This window comes from Streptomyces sp. NPDC085460, assembly GCF_044541975.1.
Lineage (GTDB): Bacteria > Actinomycetota > Actinomycetes > Streptomycetales > Streptomycetaceae > Streptomyces.
On sequence record NZ_JBITTO010000003.1, the window covers coordinates 527,221 to 553,532 of the forward strand.

General features: G+C 72.7%; 24 protein-coding genes. 9 read left to right on the forward strand and 15 right to left on the reverse strand.

What is annotated here, in order from left to right:
* Positions 1–121 precede the first annotated feature (121 nt).
* From ACIGHB_RS10265 to ACIGHB_RS10280, 4 genes are read left to right on the forward strand one after another with little or no spacing between them, the layout of a single operon-like run.
* Positions 122–1,087, forward strand: coding sequence for an ABC transporter ATP-binding protein (locus ACIGHB_RS10265; RefSeq protein WP_360316400.1), 966 nt, complete (start codon positions 122–124; stop codon positions 1,085–1,087).
* Entirely contained in the window at positions 1,084–1,986 is a 903-nt protein-coding gene (locus ACIGHB_RS10270) for an ABC transporter permease (RefSeq protein WP_399911327.1), read from the forward strand. The genes ACIGHB_RS10265 and ACIGHB_RS10270 overlap by 4 nt, the downstream gene beginning before the upstream one ends.
* Positions 1,983–2,894, forward strand: coding sequence for an ABC transporter ATP-binding protein (locus tag ACIGHB_RS10275; RefSeq protein WP_360316299.1), 912 nt, complete (start codon positions 1,983–1,985; stop codon positions 2,892–2,894). The genes ACIGHB_RS10270 and ACIGHB_RS10275 overlap by 4 nt, the downstream gene beginning before the upstream one ends.
* Before the next feature lie 16 nt (positions 2,895–2,910).
* Positions 2,911–3,630, forward strand: a complete 720-nt coding sequence (locus ACIGHB_RS10280; RefSeq protein WP_360316301.1) for an ABC transporter permease — start codon at positions 2,911–2,913, stop codon at positions 3,628–3,630.
* Positions 3,631–3,649: 19 nt separating this feature from the next.
* Here ACIGHB_RS10280 and ACIGHB_RS10285 read toward each other — a convergent pair whose 3' ends face one another.
* Complete coding sequence (locus ACIGHB_RS10285) at positions 3,650–4,921, reverse strand: CynX/NimT family MFS transporter (protein ID WP_399911331.1); 1,272 nt, start codon at positions 4,919–4,921, stop codon at positions 3,650–3,652.
* Positions 4,918–5,628 (reverse strand): FCD domain-containing protein, encoded by a 711-nt coding sequence (locus ACIGHB_RS10290; RefSeq protein WP_360316307.1) that lies wholly within the window; start codon positions 5,626–5,628, stop codon positions 4,918–4,920. The genes ACIGHB_RS10285 and ACIGHB_RS10290 overlap by 4 nt, the downstream gene beginning before the upstream one ends.
* Before the next feature lie 153 nt (positions 5,629–5,781).
* Here ACIGHB_RS10290 and lpdA point away from each other — a divergent pair, with 153 nt between their 5' ends.
* The gene (gene lpdA, locus ACIGHB_RS10295; protein ID WP_360316310.1) at positions 5,782–7,185 is read left to right on the forward strand and encodes a dihydrolipoyl dehydrogenase; all 1,404 of its coding nucleotides are present in this window, start codon (positions 5,782–5,784) and stop codon (positions 7,183–7,185) included.
* A 52-nt stretch (positions 7,186–7,237) separates the two neighbouring features.
* Positions 7,238–7,942, forward strand: a complete 705-nt coding sequence (locus ACIGHB_RS10300; RefSeq protein WP_399911336.1) for a rhomboid-like protein — start codon at positions 7,238–7,240, stop codon at positions 7,940–7,942.
* A 169-nt stretch (positions 7,943–8,111) separates the two neighbouring features.
* On the opposite strand, the gene ACIGHB_RS10305 is transcribed toward ACIGHB_RS10300, so the two are convergent.
* The 9 genes from ACIGHB_RS10305 to ACIGHB_RS10345 form a co-directional block, all read right to left on the reverse strand.
* Positions 8,112–8,918 (reverse strand): HAD family hydrolase, encoded by an 807-nt coding sequence (locus ACIGHB_RS10305; protein WP_360316315.1) that lies wholly within the window; start codon positions 8,916–8,918, stop codon positions 8,112–8,114.
* Positions 8,915–10,204, reverse strand: coding sequence for a serine--tRNA ligase (gene serS / locus ACIGHB_RS10310; RefSeq protein WP_399911339.1), 1,290 nt, complete (start codon positions 10,202–10,204; stop codon positions 8,915–8,917). Before serS ends, ACIGHB_RS10305 begins: the two co-directional genes overlap by 4 nt.
* Before the next feature lie 466 nt (positions 10,205–10,670).
* A complete protein-coding gene (gene pheA, locus ACIGHB_RS10315; RefSeq protein ID WP_360316321.1) occupies positions 10,671–11,606 on the reverse strand; it encodes a prephenate dehydratase in 936 nt (311 codons plus the stop codon).
* A 114-nt stretch (positions 11,607–11,720) separates the two neighbouring features.
* Positions 11,721–13,040 carry an iron uptake transporter deferrochelatase/peroxidase subunit gene (efeB, locus tag ACIGHB_RS10320; protein WP_399911342.1) on the reverse strand — a complete coding sequence of 440 codons (1,320 nt, stop codon included), beginning with the start codon at positions 13,038–13,040 and terminating at the stop codon, positions 11,721–11,723.
* A complete protein-coding gene (locus ACIGHB_RS10325; protein WP_399911345.1) occupies positions 13,041–14,996 on the reverse strand; it encodes a copper resistance protein CopC in 1,956 nt (651 codons plus the stop codon).
* 23 nt (positions 14,997–15,019) lie between these two features.
* A complete protein-coding gene (locus ACIGHB_RS10330; protein WP_399911348.1) occupies positions 15,020–15,472 on the reverse strand; it encodes a copper chaperone PCu(A)C in 453 nt (150 codons plus the stop codon).
* Positions 15,469–16,203 carry an SCO family protein gene (locus ACIGHB_RS10335; protein ID WP_360316333.1) on the reverse strand — a complete coding sequence of 245 codons (735 nt, stop codon included), beginning with the start codon at positions 16,201–16,203 and terminating at the stop codon, positions 15,469–15,471. The genes ACIGHB_RS10330 and ACIGHB_RS10335 overlap by 4 nt, the downstream gene beginning before the upstream one ends.
* Before the next feature lie 50 nt (positions 16,204–16,253).
* Positions 16,254–17,021: a YcnI family protein gene (locus ACIGHB_RS10340; protein ID WP_399911351.1), complete on the reverse strand. Its 768-nt coding sequence runs from the start codon at positions 17,019–17,021 to the stop codon at positions 16,254–16,256.
* A gap of 170 nt (positions 17,022–17,191) precedes the next feature.
* On the reverse strand, positions 17,192–17,968 hold the full coding sequence (locus ACIGHB_RS10345; protein ID WP_399911354.1) for a hypothetical protein: 777 nt from the start codon (positions 17,966–17,968) through the stop codon (positions 17,192–17,194).
* Positions 17,969–18,305: 337 nt separating this feature from the next.
* Between ACIGHB_RS10345 and ACIGHB_RS10350 the strand changes: the two genes are divergently transcribed.
* The gene (locus ACIGHB_RS10350; RefSeq protein WP_360316341.1) at positions 18,306–18,755 is read left to right on the forward strand and encodes an ATP-binding protein; all 450 of its coding nucleotides are present in this window, start codon (positions 18,306–18,308) and stop codon (positions 18,753–18,755) included.
* Between the two features lie 63 nt (positions 18,756–18,818).
* Here the strand turns inward: ACIGHB_RS10350 and ACIGHB_RS10355 are convergent, their stop codons facing one another.
* Positions 18,819–20,276: an aminopeptidase P family protein gene (locus ACIGHB_RS10355; protein WP_360316344.1), complete on the reverse strand. Its 1,458-nt coding sequence runs from the start codon at positions 20,274–20,276 to the stop codon at positions 18,819–18,821.
* A gap of 125 nt (positions 20,277–20,401) precedes the next feature.
* Complete coding sequence (locus tag ACIGHB_RS10360; protein WP_399911359.1) at positions 20,402–21,898, reverse strand: PP2C family protein-serine/threonine phosphatase; 1,497 nt, start codon at positions 21,896–21,898, stop codon at positions 20,402–20,404.
* 493 nt (positions 21,899–22,391) lie between these two features.
* On the opposite strand from ACIGHB_RS10360, the gene ACIGHB_RS10365 reads away from it, so the two are divergent.
* Complete coding sequence (locus ACIGHB_RS10365) at positions 22,392–23,177, forward strand: bifunctional DNA primase/polymerase (protein WP_399911362.1); 786 nt, start codon at positions 22,392–22,394, stop codon at positions 23,175–23,177.
* A 250-nt stretch (positions 23,178–23,427) separates the two neighbouring features.
* Entirely contained in the window at positions 23,428–24,183 is a 756-nt protein-coding gene (locus ACIGHB_RS10370) for a hypothetical protein (protein ID WP_399911365.1), read from the forward strand.
* Positions 24,184–24,401: 218 nt separating this feature from the next.
* On the opposite strand, the gene ACIGHB_RS10375 is transcribed toward ACIGHB_RS10370, so the two are convergent.
* Entirely contained in the window at positions 24,402–25,379 is a 978-nt protein-coding gene (locus ACIGHB_RS10375; protein WP_360316355.1) for a DUF5926 family protein, read from the reverse strand.
* 307 nt (positions 25,380–25,686) lie between these two features.
* Complete coding sequence (locus ACIGHB_RS10380) at positions 25,687–26,292, reverse strand: ATP-binding protein (RefSeq protein ID WP_360316361.1); 606 nt, start codon at positions 26,290–26,292, stop codon at positions 25,687–25,689.
* Between the last annotated feature and the right edge of the window lie 20 nt (positions 26,293–26,312).

Below are 26,312 nucleotides of genomic sequence, written 5' to 3' on the forward strand. Positions count from 1 at the left end.
GAGCCCCGAACGACTTTCGTCGCGACCCGCCCTCAGGGTCCGTACGCCGGAAGTCGGAGAGGATTCGATCCGTAGGGCTGACGACCCCTGTGGGATTCGCCACTACCTTCGAACCGTGACTGTGATCGCCACCGAAAGCCTCAGCAAGCGGTTCCCCCGGGTGACCGCTCTCGACCGGCTCTCCCTGGACATCGGGCCCGGTGTGACCGGACTGGTGGGTGCCAACGGAGCCGGCAAGTCCACGATGATCAAAATCCTGCTCGGACTCTCCCCCGCCACGGAGGGCCGCGCCGAGGTCCTGGGCCTCGACGTCTCGAAGCACGGATCGGAGATCCGCGAGCGCGTCGGGTACATGCCCGAGCACGACTGCCTCCCGCCGGACGTCTCGGCCACCGAGCTCGTCGTCCACATGGCGCGGATGTCCGGCCTGCCGCCGACCGCCGCCCGCGAGCGGACGGCCGACACCCTGCGTCACGTCGGCCTCTACGAGGAGCGCTACCGCCCCATCGGCGGCTACTCGACGGGCATGAAGCAGCGGGTGAAGCTGGCCCAGGCCCTGGTCCACGACCCCAAGCTGGTCCTCCTCGACGAGCCGACCAACGGCCTCGACCCGGTCGGCCGGGACGAGATGCTCGGCCTCATCCGCCGCGTCTGGACCGACTTCGGCATCTCCGTGCTCGTCACCTCGCACCTGCTCGGCGAGCTGGAGCGGACCTGCGACCACGTCGTCGTCATCGACGGCGGCAAGCTGCTGCGGTCCAGCTCCACCAGCGACTTCACCCGCACCACCACGACCCTCGCGGTCGAGGTCACCGACTCGGACGCGCACCCGGACGGCACCGGCGCGCTGCGCGCCGCCCTCGCCGCCGCCGGCGTCACCCTCCACGAGGGCGTCGAGGAGGGCCTGCCCGGCGCCGGCCACATCCTGCTCCTGGAAGCCCCCGGCGAGGAGACGTACGACCTGGTGCGCGACACCGTCGCCGGCCTCGGCCTCGGCCTGGTCCGCATGGAGCAGCGCCGCCACCACATCGCCGAGGTCTTCCGCCCCGAGGCCGCCGCGCAGCACGAGGAGGTCAAGGCCCGATGAGCACTCCCGCCCCCGAGGCCGCCCCCGACACGACCCGGATCCACAACATCGGATACCGGTCCTACGACGGCCCCCGGCTCGGCCGCTCCTACGCCCGCCGCTCGCTCTTCTCGCAGTCCCTGCGGGGGGCGTACGGCCTGGGCCGCAGCGCCAAGTCGAAGGTGCTGCCGATGCTGCTCTTCGCGGTGATGTGCGCGCCCGCGCTGATCATCGTCGCCATCGCGGTGTACCTGAAGAGCGACGAGCTCCCCATGCAGTACACCGAGTACGCGATCTACCTCCAGCTCGTCATCGCCGTCTTCCTGGCCGCCCAGGCCCCCCAGTCGGTCTCCCGCGACCTGAGGTTCCGGACGGTGCCGCTGTACTTCTCCCGCCCCATCGAGCGGGTCGACTACGTGCTCGCCAAGTACGGGGCGATGGCGTCGGCGCTCTTCATCCTCACCCTCACCCCGCTGCTGATCATGTGGATCGGCTCGATGCTGGCCAAGATGGACTTCGCCGAGCAGGCCAAGATGTTCGGCCAGGGACTCGTCTCCGTCACGGTCCTGTCCGTGCTCTTCGGCGGCATCGGCCTGGTGATGGCCGCGCTCACGCCGCGCCGGGGCTTCGGCGTCGCCGCCGTGATCGCCGTCCTCACCATCTCCTACGGCGCGGTCTCCACCCTCCAGGGCATCTCCTACGCCACCGAGAACACCGACGCCATCACCTGGCTCGGGCTCTTCTCCCCCCTCACCCTGGTCATCGGCCTGCAGAACGCCTTCCTCGGCGGCCCCGCCGCCTTCCCCGGCGAGGCGGAGGTCAGCGCCGGCCTGGGCGTGGTCTACCTGCTGTTCGTCCTCGCGCTCATCGCCGCCTGCTACGGCACCCTGATGCGCCGCTACCGAAAGGTCGGACTGTGAGTACCTTGCACATCGACCACGTCTCCCGTTGGTTCGGCAACGTCGTCGCGGTCAACGACGTCACCATGTCGATCGGCCCCGGGGTGACCGGTCTCCTCGGCCCCAACGGCGCCGGGAAGTCCACCCTCATCAACATGATGGGCGGCTTCCTCGACCCCTCCACCGGCAGCGTGACCCTCGACGGCCAGCCGGTCTGGCGCAACGAGTCGGTCTACCGCTCCATCGGCGTCGTCCCCGAGCGGGAGGCGATGTACGACTTCCTCACCGGCCGTGAGTTCGTCGTGGCCAACGCGGAGCTCCAGGGCCTCGGCGCGGCGGAGGCCCAGCGGGCCCTCGCCACCGTGGAGATGGAGTACGCGCAGGACCGGAAGATCGCCACGTACAGCAAGGGCATGCGGCAGCGCGTGAAGATGGCCTCGGCCCTCGTCCACGAGCCGTCCGTGCTGCTGCTCGACGAGCCGTTCAACGGCATGGACCCGCGCCAGCGGATGCAGCTCATGGAGCTGCTGCGCCGGATGGGCGCGGAGGGCCGCACGGTGCTGTTCTCCTCGCACATCCTGGAGGAGGTCGAGCAGCTCGCCTCCCACATCGAGGTGATCGTCGCCGGCCGGCACGCCGCCTCCGGCGACTTCCGCCGGATCCGCCGCCTGATGACCGACCGCCCGCACCGCTACCTGGTCCGCTCCAGTGACGACAGGGCGCTCGCCGCCGCGCTGATCGCCGACCCGTCCACGGCCGGCATCGAGGTCGACGCGGTGGACGGCGGACTGCGGATCCAGGCCGTCGACTTCGGCCGGTTCACCGAACTGCTGCCGAAGGTCGCGCGTGAGCACGGCATCCGGCTGCTGACGGTCTCGCCCTCGGACGAGTCCCTCGAATCCGTCTTCTCGTATCTCGTCGCGGCCTGAAAGGAGCATGACCCCGATGTACGACCCCACCGTCGCCCGGCTCACCTACCGGGCCCTCCTCGGCCGCCGCCGGGCGGCGATCCTCTTCCTCCTGCCCGGTCTGCTCCTGCTGATCGCCACGGCGGTCCGCGTCATCAACGGCGCGGACGACCAGGTCGCGGCCGACCTCCTCGGCGGCTTCGCGCTCGCCACGATGGTGCCGCTGATCGGCGTCATCGCCGGCACGGGCGCGATCGGCCCGGAGATCGACGACGGCTCCATCGTCTACCTGCTCTCCAAGCCGGTGAAGCGGCCGACGATCATCACCACCAAGCTGATCGTGGCCATCGCCGTGACCATGGCCTTCTCCGCCGTGCCCACGCTGATCGCCGGCTTCATCCTGAACGGGAACGGGCAGCAGGTCGCCGTGGCCTACATGGTCGCCGCGCTGGTCGCCTCCATCGCCTACAGCGCGCTCTTCCTGCTGCTCGGCACGGTCAGCCGGCACGCCGTGGTGATCGGCCTCGTCTACGCCCTGGTCTGGGAGGCCCTGTTCGGCTCCCTGATCGCCGGCGCCCGCACCCTCAGCGTCCAGCAGTGGGCCCTCGCCCTGGCCGAGAAGGTCACCGGCGAGGGGCTGGTCAACTCGGACGTGGCGCTGCCGACGGCATCGGTGCTCCTGGTCGCCGTCACCCTCGGCGCCACCTGGTTCGCCGGCCACAAGCTGCGCACGCTGAAGCTGGCCGGCGAGGAGTAGCCCCGGTCCGGACGCGGCGTCAGACGGTACGGTCGCGGGCGGCGAGCAGGCCGACGCCCGCGGCCGCGGCGCAGACGGCCAGCACCAGCGAGATCGGCAGCGTCCACGAGCCGGTCGCCTGGTGCAGGGCACCGGCCGTGAGCGGCCCGGCGGCGGCCAGCAGATAGCCGACCGTCTGGGCCATCCCGGAGAGCCGGGCGGCCGTCGGCGCGTCCTTGGTACGCAGCACGATCAGGGTCAGGGCGAGCCCCAGGGCCCCGCCCTGGCCGATGCCGAGGACCGCCGACCAGAGCCACGCGCCCTCGGCCGGGGCGACGAGCAGGCCCGCGTAACCGGCGCCGACCAGCGTCGTCACCAGCACCACCAGAGGTCGCTGGCTCCGCATGCGGCCCGCGAGCAGCGGCACCGCGAAGGCCCCGGCGATCTGGATCAGATTGTTGAAGGCGAAGACCACACCTGCCTCGGAGCGGCTCATCCCGTGGTCGGTGAAGATCGTCGGCATCCAGGCGATCAGCACGTACGACCACAGCGACTGCAGGCCCATGAAGAGCGTCACCTGCCAGGCGAGCGCCGAGCGACACACGCGCGTGGGAGCCGCGCCGGGCGTCGTGACCGCCCGTACCTCGTGACCGGTACGGCCCCGGGCGATCAGCACCTGCGGCAGCCAGGCCACCGCGGCCACCACGGCGAGCAGCGACCAGAAGCCGAGCGAGCCCTGCCAGCCGCCGCCGAGCGCCTCCTCCAGCGGGACGGCCGCCGCCGCGGCGACCGTCGCGCCGGCGACCATCGCCCCCGTGTAGACGGAGGTCATGGCGGCGGCCCGGTCCGGGAAGTCCCGCTTGATCAGCCCCGGCATCAGCACGTTGAGCAGGGCGATGGCGGTGCCGACGAGGACCCCGCCGCCGTACAGCGCCGTCACCGAGGGCAGCAGCCGCAGCAGGATGCCGCCGGCGAGCAGCAGGAGCGCGGCGAGCACGGTCCGCTCGGCGCCGAATCGGCGCCCCAGCCAGGGCGCGACCAGCGCGCCGAGGCCCAGGAAGAGCACCGGGATCGAGGTGATGAGCGAGCCCGCGGTCGAGGAGAGGCCGAAGGCCCCGGCTATCTCGCCGACCAGCGGCGCCACGCTCGCCAGCGCCACCCGCATGTTGAGCGAGGCGAGCACGATGCCGACGAGCAGCAGCACCGGATGGGCGAGCAGCGCCCGCCGCGCCGCCGCCCCGGCGGACGACGGCCGTACGTCGGCCTCGGCGTCGACCAGTACGCGCGCGGGGCCCGTTTCCGTCCCCTTCACGCGCGTGCCCCCGTCTCCGGGCCGGCGGCCGTCTCCTCCATGAGCGCCGCCACCGTCTCCGCCGGGACCCGCAGCAGCTCACGGGCCTGCCGTTCGGCCGCGTCCGCGTCGCCCGCCTCGACGGCGGCGACCAGGGCCTCGTGCGCGTCGATGTCGACCGGCGGCATCGCGCGGTCCCCGAGCGCCTCGACGAGGACCTCGTGGACCTGGGCGGAGAAGAAGCGGTAGACCTCGATGAAGGCCGTGTTGTGGGTGGCGGCGACCACCGCCAGGTGGAAGGCGAGGTCGGCGTCGGCGTCCCGGTCGCCCTCCTCGCGGAGGGTGGTCAGGGCGGCCCGCAGCCGCAGCAGGTCGTGGGTGTCCCTGCGCTCCGCCGCGAGCCGCGCCGCCTCCGCCTCCAGGGCGGTCCGCAGCTCCAGGACGTCCCGGGCGCCGGCGTGCCGGACCCCGCGCAGTACGGCGGCCGGGTCGGCGGTGGAGCGGACGAAGGTGCCGTTGCCCTGCCGCGACTCCAGGAGCCCGGCGTGGACGAGGACCCGGACCGCCTCGCGGACGGTGTTGCGGCCGACGCCGAGCTGCTGGGCGAGGTCGTGCTCGGTCGGGATGCGGTCGCCGACGGCCCACTCGCCCTCGGCGAGCTGTGCCCGCAGCTGCTCCACCGCGGAGTCCACCAGCGAGGTGCGTCCCGCCGCTCTCAGTGCCGCCATCCGCCCGTACCTCCAGCCTTGATTCGCCCAGTTGCCCAGTCATCCTACAAGTAATCCACAGAGGTGACGGATCCGCCGGGGCGCCGCCCGGTGACCGGACTACTGTGGGCTCGTACGTGCACCGAACACCCTCATCACCCTCGGGAGTCAGTCATGTCAGACCGCTTCGACGTCGTCGTACTCGGAGCTGGCCCCGGCGGCTACGTCGCCGCCATCCGCGCCGCCCAGCTGGGCAAGCGGGTCGCGGTCGTCGAGGAGAAGTACTGGGGCGGTGTCTGCCTGAACGTCGGCTGCATCCCCACCAAGGCGCTGCTCCGCAACGCCGAACTGGCGCACATCTTCAACCACGAGGCCAAGACCTTCGGCATCAAGGTCGACGGCACGGTGACCTTCGACTACGGCGACGCCTACCGCCGCAGCCGCACGGTCGCGGACGGCCGCGTCAAGGGCGTCCACTTCCTGATGAAGAAGAACGGCATCACGGAGTTCGACGGCCGGGGCACCTTCCTCGACGCGAACACCCTCCAGGTGGCGAAGGCCGACGGCTCCACGCAGACGATCACCTTCGACAACTGCATCATCGCCACCGGCGCCACCCCGCGCCTGCTGCCCGGCACCGCCCTCAGCGACCGCGTCGTCTCGTACGAGCAGCAGATCCTCGCCGAGGACGCCCCGAAGTCGATCGTCATCGCCGGCGCCGGCGCCATCGGCATCGAGTTCGCGTACGTGCTGAACAACTACGGCACCAAGGTCACCATCGTCGAGTTCCTCGACCGGATGGCCCCGCTGGAGGACGAGGAGGTCTCGAAGGAGCTCGCGAAGCAGTACCGCAAGCTCGGCATCGACGTCCTCACCTCGACCCGCGTCGAGGCCATCGACGAGTCCGGCCCGCAGGTCCGCGTCACCGTCACCGGGAAGGACGGCGCGAGCAAGGTGCTGGAGGCCGACAAGGTCCTCCAGGCCATCGGCTTCGCCCCGAACGTCTCCGGCTACGGCCTGGAGAACACCGGCGTCGCCCTCACCGAGCGCGGCGCCATCGACGTCGACGGCCGCTGCCGCACCTCCGTGCCGAACATCTACGCCATCGGCGACGTCACCGCGAAGCTGATGCTCGCGCACACCGCCGAGGCCATGGGCGTCATCGCCGCCGAGACCATCGCGGACGCCGAGACCATGGAGCTCGACTACGCCATGATCCCGCGCGCCACCTACTGCCAGCCGCAGATCGCCAGCTTCGGCTACACCGAGGCGCAGGCCCGCGAGAAGGGCTACGACGTCAAGGTCGCCAAGTTCCCCTTCATGGCGAACGGCAAGGCCCACGGCCTCGGCGACTCCACCGGCTTCGTCAAGATCGTCGCCGACGCCACGCACGGCGAGATCATCGGCGCCCACCTGATCGGCCCCGACGTCACCGAGCTGCTGCCCGAGCTGACCCTGGCCCAGCAGTGGGACCTCACCGTCCACGAGGTCGCGCGGAACGTCCACGCCCACCCGACCCTGGGCGAGGCCGTCAAGGAAGCGATCCACGGCATCGCCGGCCACATGATCAACTTCTGAGACCGCCCGGCCTCACAGGTCTCCCACGGTTTCAGGTGATAGGCACTGGGAAGTGCCGAGCGAAACCTTCCCGGGTGGCGAACCGTCCCGACCGATCAGGTCGTGGGTCCGTTCGTCACCCGGTACGCATCTCTGGCTCGCCGTCATCGCGGCCACGAGCCTCACCCTCGCGCTGGCCCCGGCCGCGCTGGACGCCCACCTCCTGCACCGCAACAGCAGCAACCTGCACCAGCTCGCCCACCACCCGGTCCGGGCCCTGCTCGGCAGCGCCTTCTGGATCGAGGACCCGGCGGACCTGCTCCTGTACGCGGTGCTGTTCGAGGCGCTGCACGCCCCCGTGGAGCGCTGGCTGGGCACGGCCAGATGGCTCTTCGTCGTCGCCGGTGCGCACATCGCGGCGACCCTCGTCAGCCAGCAGGTCGTGCTCCTGGCGATCCGCGACCACGACGTGCCGCGCAGCATGGCGCACGTCGTCGACATCGGCGTCAGCTACGGCCTCGCCGCCTCCGCCGGGGTCCTGACCTACCGGATCGTCCGGCCCTGGCGATGGCTCTACCTGGCCGCCGCGGTGGCCTTCTTCCTCGTACCGCTGCTCGCGGACCGTACGTACACCGACCTCGGGCACGCGATCTCGCTCGCGATCGGCCTGGCCTGCTATCCGCTCACCCGGCACCCGCCCGCCCGGCACCCGTCCCTGCCGGCACCGTCGCCGCGCGGAAAACCGGTCGACCGCGAACGGAGGCCGGGAGCACACTAGTTGTGCGGGGGACACGGGGGATCCCCCGGTGGCGGCCGCTTCGAGCGCGCGGACCCTCGGTCCGCGCGGGCCGCGACCGACGAGGGCCCGCTCCCAGGGGGAGCGGGCCCTCGAACGGACTCTCGCGTGGAGGGGCGATCCCGCCGTGAGCGCGGGATCTCCCGACGGGTCAGGCCGCCAGCAGGCGCTCCAGGACGACCGCGATGCCGTCCTCCTCGTTGGAGGCGGTCACCTCGTCCGCCACCGCCCGCAGCTCCGAGTGCGCGTTGCCCATCGCGACCCCGTGCGCGGCCCAGCCGAACATCGGGATGTCGTTGGGCATGTCGCCGAAGGCGATGGTGTCCGCCGCCTTCACCCCGAGCCGGCGCGCCGCCAGCGAGAGGCCGGTGGCCTTGCTCAGACCGAGCGGCAGGATCTCCACGATCCCCGGACCCGCCATGACCACGTCGACCAGCCCGCCGACGGTGGCGCGGGCGACGGCGGTCAGCTCGTCGTCGGTCATCGCCGGGTGCTGGAGGTAGAGCTTGGTGAGCGGCGCCGCCCACACCTCGGCCGGGTCCTCGTACGACACGTAGGCGAGCGGCCCCTCCTGCGCCCGGTAGCCGGGGCCCACCAGGACCTCGCCGTCGAGACCGTCACGGCTCGCGGCCAGCGCCAGCGGGCCCACCTCCGCCTCGATCTTGGAGAGGGCGAGCCCGGCGAGCTGCCGGTCCAGGGTCAGCGAGGTCAGCAGCCGGTGCTCACCGGCGTGGTAGACCTGCGCGCCCTGGCCGCACACCGCGATCCCCTCGTAGCCGAGGTCGTCGAGGATGTGCCGGGTCCAGGGCACCGCCCGGCCGGTGACGACGATGTGGGCGGCGCCCGCCGCCGTCACCGCGGCGAGAGCCTCCCGGGTGCGGTCCGAGACGGACTCGTCGGCCCGCAGCAGCGTGCCGTCGAGGTCCGTCGCGACCAGACGGTAGGGGAAGGCGCTCACTTGGCGATCGGCTCCAGGACCTCGCGCCCGCCCAGGTACGGCCGGAGGACCTCCGGGACGCGCACCGAACCGTCGGCGAGCTGGTGGTTCTCCAGGATGGCGACGATGGTGCGCGGGACGGCGCACAGCGTGCCGTTCAGCGTGGCGAGCGGCTGGACGGTCTTCTTGCCGCCCTGCTCCTCGCGCATGCGGACCGAGAGGCGGCGGGCCTGGAAGCCGTCGCAGTTGGAGGCCGAGGTCAGCTCGCGGTACTTGCCCTGGGTGGGGATCCACGCCTCGCAGTCGAACTTGCGGGAGGCCGAGGAGCCGAGGTCGCCGGTGGCGACGTCGATCACCTGGAAGGGCAGCTCCAGGGAGGTGAGCCACTGCTTCTCCCAGTCCAGGAGCCGCTTGTGCTCGTTCTCCGCGTCCTCGGGCGCGACGTACGAGAACATCTCGACCTTGTCGAACTGGTGGACGCGGAAGATGCCGCGGGTGTCCTTGCCGTACGTGCCGGCCTCGCGGCGGAAGCAGGGCGAGAAGCCCGCGTACCGCAGCGGCAGCTTGTCGGCGTCGATGATCTCGTCCATGTGGTACGCGGCGAGCGGGACCTCGGAGGTGCCGACCAGGTAGTAGTCGTCCTTCTCCAGGTGGTACACGTTCTCCGCGGCCTGGCCGAGGAAGCCGGTGCCCTCCATGGCGCGCGGGCGGACCAGCGCGGGGGTGAGCATCGGGATGAAGCCGGCCTCGGTGGCCTGCGCGATGGCCGCGTTGACCAGGGCGAGCTCCAGGAGGGCGCCGACGCCGGTCAGGTAGTAGAAGCGCGAGCCGGAGACCTTGGCGCCCCGCTCGACGTCGATGGCGCCGAGCGCCTCGCCCAGCTCCAGGTGGTCCTTGGGCTCGAAGCCCTCGGCCGCGAAGTCGCGGATGGTGCCGTGCGTCTCCAGGACGACGAAGTCCTCCTCGCCGCCGACCGGCACGTCCTGGTGGACGATGTTGCCGAGCCGGAGGAGGAGCGTACGGGCCGTCTCGTCGGCCTCGTTCTGCTCGGCCTCGGCGGCCTTGACGTCGGTCTTGAGCTGCTCGGCCCGCTGGAGGAGCTCGGTGCGCTCCTCCGGGGTGGCCCTGGGGATCAGCTTGCCGAGCGCCTTCTGCTCGGATCGGAGCTCGTCGAAGCGGACGCCGGACGACCTGCGCCGCTCATCGGCGGAGAGCAGGGCGTCGACGAGGCCGACGTCCTCTCCACGGGCGCGCTGGGAGGCGCGAACACGGTCGGGGTCCTCACGGAGCAGGCGAAGGTCAATCACCCCACCAGGCTACCGGTGTGCGCTCGCGCGACCCCACCGGATATGCGGGCGCGTGTTGGTATGCCCGAATTGAGGTTCTTGTAGGGGTCTCGGGATTACAGGGAAAGCGAGTTATCCACAGGGTGTGCGGAAGTTCTGTGGATTTCGGTTCCGCCACCTCCGAATTGCGTGATCAAACCCGATTCACGCACTCATTTCGAGGGGAATCGCTCGCTCCGGAGGGTGAGTGTCAGGGGGTCGCTCTGACGTGGACAACGGTGCGTCCTGTGGATGGAGTCCATGCGCGCGAGGGGTGACGAGGGTGATTTGTCGACCTTGTCGGGGGCGGGTGTCGACTTGTCCCCAGCTTGCACCTCAAGCCTGTGGATAACTCTTGGGGGAAACCGAAAAGTATGCAGGTAGGACTAATGATGCCTGCCTGTGGATGACCGAACGCACGACCTGCGCAGATCGGTCACTATCGCGGTCAGGCCCTGCCGTCCTGGGCCCTCGCCAGCCAGTCGGAGGCAGCCGTGAACTCCTCGTCCGAGGTCCCCCGCCGCAGTGGCCTGACGTCCGCGCGAGACGCGCCGGCCCGCGGGTACGAGCCGAGGAAGCGCACCTGCGGGCAGATCCGCTTCAGGCCCATCAGAGCCTCGCCGACCCGCCGGTCCGAGACGTGGCCCTCGGCGTCCACGGCGAAGCAGTAGTTCCCGATCCCCGCCCCCGTCGGCCGGGACTGGATCAGCATCAGGTTCACCCCACGCACCGCGAACTCCTGGAGGAGTTCCAGAAGGGCACCCGGATGATCGTCACCCAGCCACAGCACCACCGAGGTCTTGTCCGCGCCGGTCGGCGCCGCCGGCCGGGCCGGCCGGCCCACGAGCACGAAGCGCGTCTCCGCGTTCTCCGCGTCGTGGATCTGCTTGACCAGTGCCTCCAGGCCGTACGTCGCCGCCGCGAACTCGCCCGCGAAGGCGGCGTCGAACCGCCCCTCCTGCACGAGCCGGGCCCCGTCCGCGTTGGACGCGGCCGACTCCCACACCGCCTCCGGGAGGTGCTTGCGCAGCCACTTGCGCACCTGCGGCTGGGCGACCGGGTGGCCCGTCACCGTCTTGACGTCCGACAGCGCGGTCCCGGGGCGCACCAGCAGCGCGAAGGCGATCGGCAGCAGCACCTCGCGGTAGATCATCAGGGGCTCGCCCGAGGCCAGCTCGTCGAGGGTCGCCGTCACCCCGCCCTCGACCGAGTTCTCGATCGGCACGAGCGCGGCGGCCGCCTCCCCGTTCCGTACGGCGTCGAGCGCGGCCGGGACGGAGACCATGGGGACGAGCTCCCGCGTGGCCGCCTCGGGCAGGCTCCGCAGCGCGGCCTCCGTGAACGTGCCTTCGGGGCCGAGGTAGGTGTACCGGGTGGCGGACATACCGTCACCCTAATGCGCCCCGGGCTCCGGCCCCGTCCCGTCTCAGCCCTCAAACGGGCACCGGCCCGCCCTCGGGGCAGGCACCGAGCACCCGCCCCCGGTGCGTGTCGGGCGTCAGCTCTCCAGGAGCCGCTGGCCGACGTACTCGCCCTCGGCGGCTCCGCCCGGCACCGCGAAGAGCCCGCTCGACTCGTGCCGGACGAACGCGGACAGCGCGTCGCCCCGGTCGAGCTTGCGCTGCACCGGCACGAAGCCGCGCAGCGGATCGGCCTGCCAGCAGATGAAGAGGAGTCCCGCGTCCGGGGTGCCGTCCGCGCCGATCCCGTCGTGGAACGAGAAGGGCCGGCGCAGCATCGCCGCACCGCCGTTCTGTTCGGGGGCGGAGATCCGGGCGTGGGCGTTGTCGGGGATGGCGAGCTTCCCGTCCGGGCCCGTCTTGTTCAGGTCGAGCGGAGTGGTCTCCGAACCGCCGGACAGCGGCGCCCCGTCCGCCTTGCGGCGGCCGATGACCCGCTCCTGCCTCTCCGGCGACAGCCCCTCCCAGTCGTCCAGGAGCATCCGGATCCGCCGCACGACCGCGTAGGAGCCGCCCGCCATCCAGTCCTGGGCGCCGGTCGCCCCGGCCGGGACGAAGATCCGCCGGTCGAAGTCGGCGTCGGTGGGCTTCGGGTTGTTGGTGCCGTCGACCTGGCCCATCAGGTTCCGGGCCGTCATGGGGCGGGCGGTCGCCCCGGCCGAGCGGTTGAAGCCGTTCATCTGCCAGCGCACCCGCGCCGCGCCGCCGGCCTCCTTCTGGAGCGCGCGCAGCGCGTGGAAGGCGACCAGGGCGTCGTCCGCCCCGATCTGCACCCACAGGTCGCCCTCCGACCGCTTCGGGTCGACCGCGTCGGAGGAGAAGGCGGGCAGCGGGTCGAGCTGCGCCGGCCGGCGGGCGGTCAGCCCGGTCCGGTCGAAGAAGGTGCGGCCGAAACCGAAGGTGACGGTGAGGGAGGACGGGCCCGCGTCCAGCGCGATCCCGGTGTCCGTCGACGGGGCCTCCCCGGCCATCAGCGTCCGCGCCGTCGCCGACCAGCGGCGCAGCAGCGCCGCGGCCTCCTTGCGGCCGGCCCCCGGGGCGAGGTCGAAGGCGATCAGGTGACCGCGCGACTGGAGCGGGGTGGTGATGCCGGGCTGATGTTTCCCGTGAAACATCACCTCGGTCGCTCCCACCGAGGTGAGGGCCTGCGGACCGGCGGCCCCCGGCGCGGAGCCGTCCTCGGAGACCGCCGCCGCGATCCCGGCACCGCCGGCGGCGCCGATCACGAGGCCGGCCGCGCCCGCCGCGCCGACGGTGCCGAGGAGCCGGCGCCGGGAGATGTCGAGGTGGGCGCCGTCGGACGCGGGGGCGGCGGCGTGGTCGGACGCGGGGCCGGTCACGGGGTTGCTCACGGTCATTCAGCCGATCTTGACGTTCTTCTCGATGGTGGTCTGGTCGATCTCGGAGGTACGGACCGTCACCTGGATCCGCCATTCGCCGGACAGCGGCAGCTGCACGCCGCTCGCGCTCCAGTGGCCGGTCTGGATCCGGTCCGGGGCGACGGGCAGCGGGCCCACGCCCTTCTCCTCCAGGGTCAGGTTCACCTTGATCTCGGGGACGTCCAGCGGCTTGCCGTTGGGGCGGTCCACGTAGAGGTGCAGGGCGTTGGCGCCGGTGCGGCCCGGGTCGAGGCTGAGCCGGACGACGCCCTTGCCGTCCACACCGCCGGTGTCGAAGGGCAGCCTGATGTCCACCGGGCGGTCCGGCACCGCGGCCGAGCCGGCCGTCGGGCCGCCGGTCCGGGCGGCCTCCTCCTCGGTGCGGCCGGGTTCGGTGGAGGTGAGGACGGTGGTCACGGCGAGCAGGACGACGGCCACGGCGGCCTCGGTCAGCACCGAGCGGCGCAGTCCGGTCCGCTCGGGGTCCGCGTCCCGCGCCTTCTTCCGCCGGGCGGTGGCCATGGCGGCGCGCTGCCGGGCGAGCTGGGCGGCCCGCGCGGCGTCCGGCGCCTCCTGGGGGTCCTGGTCCTGAAGCTCCTCTTCGTCGGCGTCCGGCTCAGGCTCGGGCTCAGGATCCGGCTCCGCCCCGGGCTCCGTCCCGGGCTCCGTCCCCGTGTCCGCCCCGGCGGTTCGTTCCGCCAGGCGCCGGGTCCAGCGGCGGGATATCCAGGCGATGCCGACGAGCACGCCCATCAGGCCGATCTTGACCAGCAGCAGCTGCCCGTACCGGGTGCCGGTGAGGGCGGACCAGGAGCCGACCTGGCGCCAGGACTGGTAGATGCCGGTGGCGACCAGGACGGCGACCGAGGCGAAGGCGACGCGGGAGAAGCGCTCGACCGCCGCGCGCTCCACCGAGGGCGACCGGTAGAGGGCGACCAGCAGGGTGGTGAGCCCGCCGAGCCAGGCGGCGACCGCGAGCAGGTGCAGGATGTCGACGGGCATGGCGATGCCCGTCTGGATGCCGGTGGAGGCGTGCTCGGCCAGCGCCCAGGTGCCGGCGATGCCCGCGGCGACGACGGTGCCGCCGAGCCCCAGGCCGAAGGTCAGGTCCTTGCGCTCCTTCGGGTCGGTGCGCCGGGCGTACGCGCCGAAGAGGACGGCGACGAAGAGCGCGGCCGCCCCGAGCAGGAGCAGCCGGGAGGTGAGCGCGGCCCCCGTCTTGGTCTGGAGCACGGCCTGGAGCCCGGCCAGGTCGAAGGCGTCGGCGAGCTTGCCGGAGCCGGTGTACGGGCCGCGCAGCAGCAGCATGACCAGGGTGGCGCCGGTGAGGGTGAGCCAGCCCCGTACGACGGTCTGCTGCACGGGCCGGACGCTCGCCCCGCGCGGCCAGCAGAGCAGCACGAAGGCGCCGCCGCCGACGAGGACGGCGAAGCCCGCGTACGAGAGATAGCGGGCGATCCCGTAGAGGGCGCCGACGATCCCTCCGCCGGCCGCCTGCTCGGGCAGGGCGACCGTGGTGGCGGAGGGGGCGCCGATGGAGAAGGTGAAGGCCCCGGCGATCGGGTGGCTGTCCGCGGAGACGGTCTGCCAGGCGACGGTGTAGGTGCCGTCCGGCAGACCGGCCCGCAGGGCCACGCCGTACTTGACGACGGCGCCGCTGCACAGGTCGATGATCTCGCCGGTGTCGGCGCGCCGGCCCGAGGGGTCGAGGACCCGGATCGAGTCGGGGCTCATCGCGACCTGTTCCGAGAAGGTGAGGCCGACCTCCTTGGGGGCGGTGGCGACCACCGCCCCGTCCTTCGGGTCGCTCCCGGTCAGTGCCGCGTGCGCGGAGGCGGGGGCGGCGCCGGCGAGGAGCGTGCCCAGGAGCGCGGCCGCGAGGACGAGCAGCCGGGCCAGGGCGGTGCCGAGGCGCGGGGCGGTGGGTGTCGTCACTGTGTCACTCCGTCAACGAGAGCTCAGTGCTGCTGCGGGTTGTGGGTGGCGGCCTCGACGGGGAGCTCGACCTTGATCGGGTCGGCCTTCTCGAAGTGCAGCTCGATGCTGACCTTGTCGCCCTGCTTCGGCTTGTTCTTCAGTGCCATGAACATGATGTGGTTCCCGCCGCGTTCCAGCTTGAGCTCTCCGTTGGCGGGGATGTCGAACGACGTGACCTGTCGCATCTTCTGGTTCTTCGTCTCGTGGATCTGGACGTCGTCGGAGAGCGGGCTGGTCACGGAGGTGAGCTTGTCGGCGGTGCCGCTGTCGTTCTTGATGGTGAGGAAGCCGCCGGCCATGTCCATCACGGGCTGGGGCATGAACGCGCCGCTGACCTCCAGCTTCGGCTTGTCGGCGTCCGAAGAGCATCCGGTGAGCGCGAGAGCGGCGGCGAGGGCCACGGCGGCGGACAGGGCGGTGGTGCGGCGGGTCACGGGTTCTCCCCCTTGATGATCTTCGGCAGGTCCTTGGCGTACTCGTCGACGGTGGTGTCCTCCCCGTACAGGACGTAGCCCTGGTCGGTGGTGGGGGAGAACGCGACGACCTGGGCGCCGTGCATGGAGACGACGCTGCCGTCCTTCTCCTTCTTCGGCGGGTCGATGCCGATGCCCATCGAGCGGGCGCCCGCCTGGATCTTCGAGAACTCGCCGGTGAGACCGACGAAGGACGGGTCGCCGGCCGCGGGCAGCCACTTGGCCAGCGAGGCGGCGGTGTCCCGCTCCGGGTCGGTGGTGACGAAGACGACCTGGAGCTTGTCCTGGTCGGCCTTGGGGAGCTGCTTCTTGGCGACGGCGAGGTTGCTCATCGTCAGGGGGCACACGTCGGGGCAGTGGGTGTAGCCGAAGTAGATGAGCGTCGGCTTGCCCTTGGTGCGCTCGCGCAGGTCGTACGTCTCGCCCTTGGTGTCGGTGAGGACGAGGTCGGGCTTGGTGTACGGCCGGTCGAGGACGGTCGCGGCCTTGCCCTGCTCGGTGCCGCCCTCGAGCTGGACGACGCCGGACGAGGTGGTGTCCTTCTTGTCCTCGCCGCCGAGGCCGACCGCGGCGGTGATGCCGAGGGCGGCCACGATGGCGACGGCGGCGACGATCAGCGGAGTGCGCCGCCCGGGGCGGCCTGTGGTGCCGTCCCCGTCGCTCCGCGACGGGGACGTCTTCTCAGTGGACATGCGGTGACTGTCTTTCGGGGTGCTGGTGCTGGGCGTGCGGAGGGGGGCCGTCAGGCCGAGCGACGGCGGCCGGCGAGGACTCCGAAGGCGACGCCGGCGATGCCGACGAGGATGCCGACGACACCGAGGACGCGGGCCGTGGTGTCCGTGGAGGAGGCCGACGCGGTCTCGGTGTGGTCGCCGGCCTTCTCCCCGTGCCCGCCCTTCGCGTCGGCGGAGGCCGGGGCCGAGGCGGAGGCGGTCGGCGCGGCGGAGGTGGCGGCGCCGCCACCGTGGTGGTCGTCACCGGCGGCCGAGAGCTTCAGGACGGGCGCCGGGTGCTGCGGCTCCTCGGAGCCCTTCTGCTCCTCGATCCAGCGCACGATCTCGTCGTTGTCGTAGGTCTGGATGGCCTTCAGGACGAGCTGGTCGGTGTTCTCGGGCAGCTGGCCGAGGGAGAGCGGGAACTGCTGGAACTGGCCGGGACCGATCTTCGAGCCGTCCGCGGTCCAGGTGACCTTGGAGACGGCCTCGTTGATCTGCTTGCCGTGCAGGCTCAGCGGCTTGTCGAGCTTGGACTTGGTGACGACGGCCTTCCAGCCCGGCACCGGCTGCGGCATGACGGACGCGAGCGGGTGGTCCAGCGGGAAGTTGACCTCCAGCTTCACGGTGGAGGCGTTGTCGCGCTCGTTCGGGACCTTGATGTTCACGGTCGCGTAGCCGCCCTGGGCGGCCTCGCCCTGGGGCTGCACGCTGACGTGCGCGAAGGCCGTGCCCGAGAGCAGGACGACGGAGGCGGCGGCGGTGCCGGCGGCGAGAGCGACGCGGGACAGGTTCATGGAAGACACTCCGGCTCGGTGAGGGGCCCGCGGAGGGGCCCGGAAGGAGGAAGGGCGGTCCGTTCCGGCACACCGGGGCCACGGGCGGACCCGGGCGGGTGGGTGCGGACGGGCGCGGCCGGCTCCTCCGTGGAGGGTGCCCTGTGGGCTCCTCCGTGGAGCGGACCGCGTCAGGCTGCGAGGACGCAGACGGCGGCCGGAGGGCCGCGGCGGATCACCGTGTGCTGGAGTGCCCCGGCCACAGGCGGCGGGGAGTCGGAGGCGGTACGCCGCCGGCCGGCGGGACCGGCGGGAGCCAGCGTCGCCAGACCGGCGAGCAGCGCCCGCACGAGCCGGAGCGCGGCGCGCAGCGAGCGCACCAGGGTGCTCTCGGCCAGCTCGGCCGCGCCCTGCCCGGAGAGTTCGACGAGCCGGACCAGGGCGAGGTCGCCCCGGCGCAGCAGCCAGCCGGCCACCACGGCGGCGAGCAGGTGCCCGAGGAGCATCGGCAGGCCCGGCAGCAGCGCGTCGGCGGGTGTCGCCGCGGCTCCGTGCAGACCGGCGTGGGCCTGCGCGGAGGCCGGGGCGATCCCGGCACGGTCGAGGATGCCGGCGGCGTCGCCGGGGGTGAGGGAGGCGGCGCCCGCCCCGCAGACGAGCTTGGCCGCCATCCGTACCAGCGCGTCGTCGGCGTGGGTGCTCAGGGCGAGCTGCCGCTGGCCGAGGCCGAAGAGCAGATGGAGCCCGAGCTGCCCGGTCGCGAGGGTCGCGACGACGAACCCGAGGGAGCGCTCGCGCCCGGTGAGCAGGACCGTGATGCCGAAGACGCCGAGGAATCCGGCGAGGAGGGACCACAGGGCGATGCCCGCGCAGGCGGCGAGGGCGTGACCCAGCGCGGACAGCACGACGCAGACCGCGGTGAACACCGCGGCCCTCAGCAGCCGTGGAGCGAGCGCGGGGGCAGACATGGCGGCCCCATCATCGCACCAGGGCACCCGCCTCCATGAGGCAGGTCCGCAAGGTCGTTCTTGGGGGTGTTCGGGACGACATCCACCGGCTTCCGGAGCGCAACGCGCCGGCATCAGGAGCGAAACGCACCGGCATCCGGAGCGAAAGGCACCGGCTTCCGGGACGCCATGCGGAGGCTTCCGGGACGACACCACGGAGGCTTTCGGGGCGACATACACCGGCCTTCGGGCCCGTCACATCCGCCGAACGAGGGCTCTTGGCCGGTTCGGGCGCTTACGGACGGCCGCCCCCGGCAATAGGTAGGGGTATGTCGAGCCGCTGCCGGGAGGCTGGAGCATGAGCATCTGGTGGTCACTCCATCTGCGGCGCGAGGCCGCGAGCGTTCCGCTCGCCCGGCGCCTGTTCCTCGGCACCATGGAGACGGCCGGGGTCGATCCCGACGTGTCCTACGAGCTGTCGGTGGCCCTCACCGAGGCGTGTGCCAACGCCGTCGAGCACGGTGGCGGCGCGGCCGCGGGCCGGGGCTCGGAGGCGTACCGGGTCACGGCCTTCCTCGACGGCGAGACCTGCCGTATCGAGGTCGCCGACGCCGGTCCCGGCTTCTCCGGGACGCGGGCGGAGCCGGCCCCCGCCGCCGGTCCGGACGCCGAGCACGGGCGCGGGCTGCGGCTGATCGAGGAGCTGTCCGACCACGTCCAGTTCGGCCGCTCGGGCCGCGGCGGCGCGGTGGTCAGCTTCGACAAGATCCTCAAGTGGCGGGACAGCCCGTCGCTCCTGATGGCCTGAGGCAGCGGAAAGGCCCCCGCCGACACCCGGCGGGGGCCCTCACACGTACCTCACGCGAACACGTCAGCCCTTCAGGGCCGCCATCCACGCCTCGACCTCGTCCGAGCGGCGCGGCAGCTGGTCCGACAGGTTCCGGTTGCCGTCCTCGGTGACCAGGATGTCGTCCTCGATCCGGACACCGATGCCGCGGTACTCCTCCGGCACGGTCAGGTCGTCGGCCTGGAAGTACAGCCCCGGCTCGACGGTCAGGCACATGCCCGGCTCCAGCGTGGTGTCGACGTACGCCTCGGTGCGCGCGGCGGCGCAGTCGTGGACGTCCATGCCGAGCATGTGGCCGGTGCCGTGCAGGGTCCAGCGGCGCTGGAGGCCCAGCTCCAGGACGCGCTCGACCGGGCCCTCGACGAGCCCCCACTCGACGAGCTTCTCGGCGAGCACGCGCTGGGCGGCGTCGTGGAAGTCGCGATAGGCGGCGCCGGGCTTCACCGCGGCGATGCCCGCCTCCTGGGCCTCGTACACGGCGTCGTAGATCTTGCGCTGGATCTCCGTGTACCGGCCGTTGATCGGCAGGGTGCGGGTGACGTCGGCGGTGTACAGCTCGGTGGTCTCGACGCCGGCGTCGAGGAGGAGCAGGTCGCCGGAGCGGACGGCGCCGTCGTTGCGGACCCAGTGGAGGGTGCAGGCGTGCGGGCCGGCGGCGCAGATGGAGCCGTAGCCGACGTCGTTGCCCTCGACGCGGGCGCGGAGGAAGAAGGTGCCCTCGATGTAGCGCTCGCTGGTCGCCTCGGCCTTGTCGAGGACCTTCACGACGTCCTCGAAGCCGCGGGCCGTGGAGGCGCACGCCTTCTCCAGCTCGGAGATCTCGAAGGCGTCCTTGACCAGGCGGGCCTCGGAGAGGAAGACCCGCAGCTCCTCGTCGCGCTCGGCGGTGACCTTGTCGGTGAGGGCGGCCTCGATGCCGGCGTCGTGGCCGCGCACGGCGCGGACCGGGCCGGTGGCCTCCTTGAGGGCGGCGGCGAGCTCGCGCACGTCCTTCGCCGGGATGCCGAGCAGCTGCTCCGCCTCCGTGAGGGAGTGGCGGCGGCCGACCCACAGCTCGCCCATGCCGTCCAGCCAGAACTCGCCGTTCTCGCGGTCGGAGCGGGGCAGCAGGTAGATCGTGGCCTCGTGGCCGACCGTGGCCGGCTCCAGGACCAGGACGCCGTCGTGGGTCTGGTCGCCGGTGAGGTACGCGTACTCGGTGGCGGCGCGGAAGCTGTACTCGGTGTCGTTCGACCGGGTCTTCAGGTTGCCGGCCGGGATCACCAGGCGCTCGCCCGGGAAGCGGGCGGAGAGCGCGGCCCGGCGCGCGGCGGTCTCGGCCGCCTGCGGGATCGGCGCGAGCCCGGTCAGCTCCGTGTCGGCCCAGCCGGACTTCATGTTCTCGGCGAGCTCGTCGGAGACGCCCGGGTACAGGCCGTTCTTCCGCTGCTTGATCGGCTCTTCGGCCTCGTCCGGGGTCTCCGGAGTGAGCTCATCGGCCACGGGTCTGCCTCCTCTTGGTACGACACTGAACCCCCTCCATCGTACGGTCGTACGGAAGGGGGCCCAGGGCCGGAAGACCCGTTACCGCGCGGTCACCCGCGGGGACCGGCCGTCACCGGCGGCGATCAGTCGAAGCGGGCGGCGAGCAGCACCACGTCCTCGCCCTCCACCGCCGGGTCGATCCCGTCGGGGAGCACGGTCCGCAGCACGTGGTCGGCGATGGCTCCCGGGTCGTCCCGGTCCGCGCGGGGCACGCTCGCGGCGGCCGCGTGGAGCCGGGCGAAGGCCCGGTCGATGGGGTCGCCGATACGCCGCAGCAGCCCGTCCGTGTAGAGCAGCACCGTTTCTCCGGAGGCGGGCGACAGCTCCACGCTGGGCGCCTCCCAGCAGGAGAGCATCCCGAGCGGGGCGGAGAGCGAGGTCTCCACGTACTCGGTGCGGCGCTCGCCGACGAGCAGCGGCGGCGCGTGTCCGGCGCCGGCCAGGACGAGTCTGCGGCGGGCGGGCTCGGCGTAGGCGAAGAGGGCGGTGGCCGAGCGGGCCGGTTCGGTGAGCCGGAGCAGCAGCTCCAGATCGGAGAGGACGGCGACCGGGTCCTCGCCCTCCATCACCGCGTACGCCCGCAGCGAGGCGCGCAGCCGGCCCATCGCGGCCAGCGCGCTCGGGCCGGTGCCGGAGACGGAGCCGACGGCCAGCCCGAGGGCGCCCTCGGGCAGCGGCAGCGCGTCGTACCAGTCGCCGCCGCCGCGGGGGCCGGTGCGGTGGCGGGCGGCGAGCCGGACCCCGGGGACGCGGGGGAGCCGGCTCGGGAGCAGCTCCTCGGCGACGGTGGAGACCTGGACGCGGGCGCGCTCGACCTGGAGGAGGCGGGCGAGGTGCTCGGTGGCGAAGCGGCCGTAGAGGCCGACGAGGTGGCGCTGGCGGTCGGTGGGGGCGGCCGGCTCGTCGTAGAGCCAGACGCCGGCGCCGATCCGGCCGGCCTCCTCGGTGGCGAGGGGGAGGGCGTAGCTGGCGGCGTAGCCGAGGCGGGCGGCCACCTCGCGGTGGCGGGGGTCGAGGCCCTCCTCGGTGCGCACGTCGTGGATGGCGATGGGCTCCGGGACGCGGCCGGGGTCGGACGGGTCGGGGAGCCCGTCGAGGAGGCGGCCGTAGCTGGTGGCACCGCGGGGGACGGTCTCGATGGTGCCGAGGTCGGCGTGGGCGAGGCCGAGGCCGATGGTGGCGGTGGGGCCGAAGCCGTCGGCGGGTTCGAGGACGGCCATGCCGCGGCGGGCGCCCACGAGCGCGGCTCCGGCGCCGAGGACTTCGTGGAGGGCGTCGTCGAGGGTGGCGGTCTTGATCAGCCGCTCGGTGAGTTCGTGGAGGGTGGTGAGGTCGGAGACCCAGCCGGCGAGGCGGTCCGTGATGAGGGCGCCGGGCGCGGGGGCCGCGTCGGCCGGTGCCTCGTCGGCGGGGGCCGCGGCGGCGGGGACGCCCGCGAGGGGCGCCTTAGTGTGCGGTGGGGCGGGAACCGTGGAATCGATTCCGGCCACTTTCGGGACGTGCTTCGGCAGGTGTGGGGAGCTCATCTCGGTCGGCTTTCCGACCGGTGCGTCTGACGCCTGGGCATCGCAAACCCCCATGTCATATTGCGCCGCTCGATGTCTCCACATGTACACGCACCCGAGGAGCGATGTCCAGCATTGTCCCCATGGGACTTGTGGTGTCCGGGTGGTGTTCCGGGAGGTCGTGCGCAGGGGTTGAAGTGGGCTGGAAGTTGGCCGAAAATTGCCCCCGGTGTGCACCATTTGCGGTCGACTGGCGTCGTTTGAAAGCGCGTCATTCTGAGCGTGTGGGGTACGTAATCGATGACAGGCAGGGGCAGTTGACAGTGCCCCGGGATCGAGAAGCGGAACCCCGGCGTCGTACGTGCCGCAGGCCGCGGCCCGTCCCCGCGTGGCGGGGATCGTGTTCTGAACCGGTTTCGACCTGACTGTGACCCGGCCCTGTTCCGGCCGGCCCCGCCCCTGAGCGGGGCGACGCACCGCCGACGCTGTACGCGCTGATACGCACGGTGAAGAGATCTGCACATGGTGTGATGTGGATTCGGCGTTCAACGGAAAGGAACGAGCGCTCATGCGCGAGATCCTCGGAAGGCGACGCAGGCTCCGGTTCCGGCGCAAGGCGAGGACCGCACGGCGGGACGCGGCGGTCACCTTCGCGGTCCAGTGGGACTGGCCTGTCCTGCCGGGCGTGGAACTCCGGGAGCCCGCCCGTACGACGAAGACCTCCGTCCTGGGCCGCCTGACGGCGACGCCCGGCACGTGGAGGGCGGAGCGGTCCAGCGGGGTTGGGGTTGGGGCCAGTGGCGGCGGTGTCGGGGGCGGTGACGGTGCGGTGTGCGCCTGCCCCGACCCCGGCTGCGTGGTTCCCGGAGCCCATCCCCTCGACCCCGGTCTGCTCGCCGCCACCACCGACGAGCGGATGATCCGCTGGTGGTGGACCCGGCGCCCGGACGCCCCGATCGTGCTGGCCACCGGTGGCCGCGCTCCCTGCGCGGTGAGCCTCCCGGCCCTCGCGGGCGCGCGCGCCCTGCGGGCCCTCGACGGGATGGGCATGCGGCTCGGCCCGGTGGTGGCGACGCCGACCCGCTGGTCGATCCTGGTCGCCCCGTACGGCCTCGAACGGCTGGGTGAGCTGCTGTACGCGAAGGACAGCGTGCCGAGCTCGCTGCGCTTCCATGGAGAGGGCGGCTATCTGTTGCTGCCGCCGTCCACGGCGGGCACCGGTCAGGTGCGCTGGGAGCGGGCCCCGCTCGCGGGCTCCGCGCGGCCGTGGCTGCCGGACGTCGAGGCGGTGGTGGACGCCCTCGTCGAGGCGAGCACGGCGACGCCGGGCGGCGGGAGCCGGCTCGCCTACTGAGCCGGGGAGCGGGAGCGGGGAGTCGGGGATCGGGAGTCGCGCACCGGGAGTCGGGGGCCGGAGGCCACGCGCGCGTGCTGGGTGACGTCGGAAGACGTCCCCGTTCACCCGAACGGGTGTGTCCTGGGCCGACGCGTACGGGATTCGGGCGCGCGGCCCGCCGGGCGCCCGCCCGGCGCCGGTAGGTTCGCCCCACCGTCCGTGATCGTTCCCGTCCCGGGGCGTTCCCCGAACAGAGCAGGTGGGTCGCATGAGTCGGCTGAGCCCGGCGCAACTCCGCATGGCCGGCCTCGGCACCGCCGTCGCGATCGCCGTACTGGTCCCCCTCGCCGCGAAGGCCGGTCAGTCGGACGGCGCACGGCCGGCGGCGGCCCCCGCGGACGCGAAGCCGGGCGGCTCGGGCGCCGGTGAACCCACCGGTGACCTGCTCGGCGGCCTGGGGCTCGGCGGGGAGTCCCGTACGGGAGTGGACACCCGGGGCGCCGGGGAAGCCCGCACGGGAGAGGACCCCCGCGGCGCCGGGGACGCCCGTACGGCCGGGGACACCCCCGCGGCCGGGGACGGCGGCCCTTCCGCGGTGCCCGCGCCGAGCGCCGCGCCCGGGAGCCGTACCGAAGCGCCCGGGGGCCGTGCCGCCGTCGGCGGGGCGCCCGAGCGGGTCAGCCGCTGCGGTCCCGAAGTCGCCTCGCCCCAGGGCGTCGAGGCGCAGACCTGTGTCCTGTCCGAGGGTCCGGACGTCTGGGCGCGGACGTACTACCGCAATGCCACCGGTCGCGAGATCGACGCGATTCTGACCCTCATGGCCCCCGGCGGGCGGACCGTCCAGGTGCGTTGCGCGGTGCCCGCGCGGGATGAGCCGGACACCTGTGAGACCCCGAGAGAACCGGGGACGGGGGCTGCCCGATCGCATACGGCGGTCGCGGAATTCGCGGTGAGGGACGAGGGCGGCGACGCGCCGCTGCTGCTCCGGTCCGGTAGCAACACGGCCGACGAGCAAGCGAGTTGAGAGATCGCCCCGGCGCGACGGCGGGGCGGGCATGGAAACGCCCGATCGCTGGCGACGGGGGATGCACCAGCGACCGGGCTTCCAGAACGGTAACAAGAGATCTGCTGTTCGCAAATTCGATCTCGGTTATTCGGACAGGGATTTACCGCTCCGTAGGTTCCGCTGTGGCGGAAGTCACCGACTGGTCGGTCTGTCAGTCACCGATACCACCTGGGGTATCAGCTGAGAGTCACCTGACGGTTCGTGAGGCCGCCGCGCGCCCTGCGCTCCTCGGCGGTCAGCGGGGCGTCCACGGCGAGCGCCTCGGTCAGCCGCTCGGCGAACTCGGCGGCCGGCTTCTCGCACTCCTCGGCGGTCATCGCCGACGGCAGGTCCCACACCGGCACCATCAGGCCGTGGGCGCGGAAGGAGCCGACGAGACGGGTGTCCGCGCCGAGCGAGGTGGTGCCGGCGACCTGGAGGCGGGCGAGCGCGTCGAGGAGCTTCTCCTCGGGGTGCGGCATGACCCAGCGCAGGTGGTTCTTGTCCGGGGTCTCGCACCAGTAGGCGGCGTCGACCGAGGCCAGCTTCACGGTGGGGATCGCGGCGGCGTTGGCCCGCTCCAGGGAGGCGGAGACCTCGGGGTCGGCCCCGTCCGCCGACTGCGGGATCCAGAACTCGAAGCCGGTGTGGACGTCGGGCGCGAAGGGGGCGTCCGTGTCGAGCAGGTCCTGGAGGCGCGGGCCCTCGGGCTCGACGCGGCGCGGCGGCACCGGGTTGCCGGGCTCGGTCTCCAGCGCGCGCTGGAGCGTGTCGGCGAGGTCGCGGGACAGGTCGCCGGAGGTGCCGTCGTTCTGCAGGGCGAGCAGGACGGAGCCGTCGTCGCGGCGGAGCGCGGGCCAGGCCATCGGCAGGACCGTCGCGAGCGTCACCGACGGCACGCCCTCGGGCAGACCGCCCTTGAGGGTGAGCGGGACGGTGGCGGCGGGCACCAGCTCGCGCAGCGCGACCAGGTCGCACTCGCCGGGCAGGCCCTCGAAGGGGCGCTGGACGTGGTCGGTCGCGGCGTGCGCGGCGGCCCGGCCGTGGCACGCCTTGTAGCGGCGGCCCGAACCGCACGGGCAGGGCTCGCGCGCGCCGACGACCGGGATCTCCCCGTTCGTGACCTGTGCCTGGGCGCTCTTGCCGGCCTTCGTCTGGGGGCGCTTCTTGGCCATGGTGTGGCTTTCTCCCGATCGCGGTGCTGTGTCGGGCGCGAGCCTAGCCGCCCGGACGCCCCCGGACGCTCAGCCGTGCCACGACCACCCGGCGACGCGCCACCCGGCCCCCGGAACCTGTCCGGAACGACCCGGCCGCACCCTGGAACACGACCTCGACGCCGATCGGATACGGCTCCGAGGCGCGGACGCCGGCCGGATACGGCTCCGAGGCGCGGACGCCGGCCGGATACGGGCACCGGCTCTGCCCCCCGGGCGAGGTACCGGTTCCCTGCTAGCCCCCCGGGCGGTGTCCGGGAGGCGTCCGTCAGTCCAGGTCGTCGTACGCGTCGAGGAGGTCGAAGCCGGAGCCCCCGGAGCCGACCCGGGCCGCGAAGTCCTCGCGGCGGTGGCCCTCGGTGACGATCACCCAGACCGTGACCTCGCCCGTCGCGCTGTCCCGCACGCCCCAGTCCTGGGCCAGGGCGCCGATGATGTTGAGCCCGCGTCCGCCGCGTGCCGTGACCGACGGTGTCGACGGGACGGGTCTCGTGGGACCGCCTCCGTCCGTCACCTCGACCGTCAGCCCGCCCGACGGATCGAGCCGCCAGGCCGCCAGCACGTCGCCCTCTCCCCGGTCGCCCCGGCCCAGCGGCCTGCCGTGCCGGCAGGCGTTGCTGAGCAGTTCGGACAGGATCAGGACCGCGTCGTCGACGACCGATTCCGACACCCCGCCGCGGTACAGCTCGTCCCGCATCCGGTGTCGCGCTTCCCCCACGCCCGCAGGGCCATGGGGTACGGCCATGCTCGACGACGTGGGCACCTTCTGTGCCACCACCAACGCCACCCCCGAGACCTCCTTCGCCCCACGCCACCGTGTGGATGCCCCGGTGACCGCGACCGGAAACCGCCTGTTCCGGGTGGGGTGGAGCACAAGTGACGATCGCGTACGCG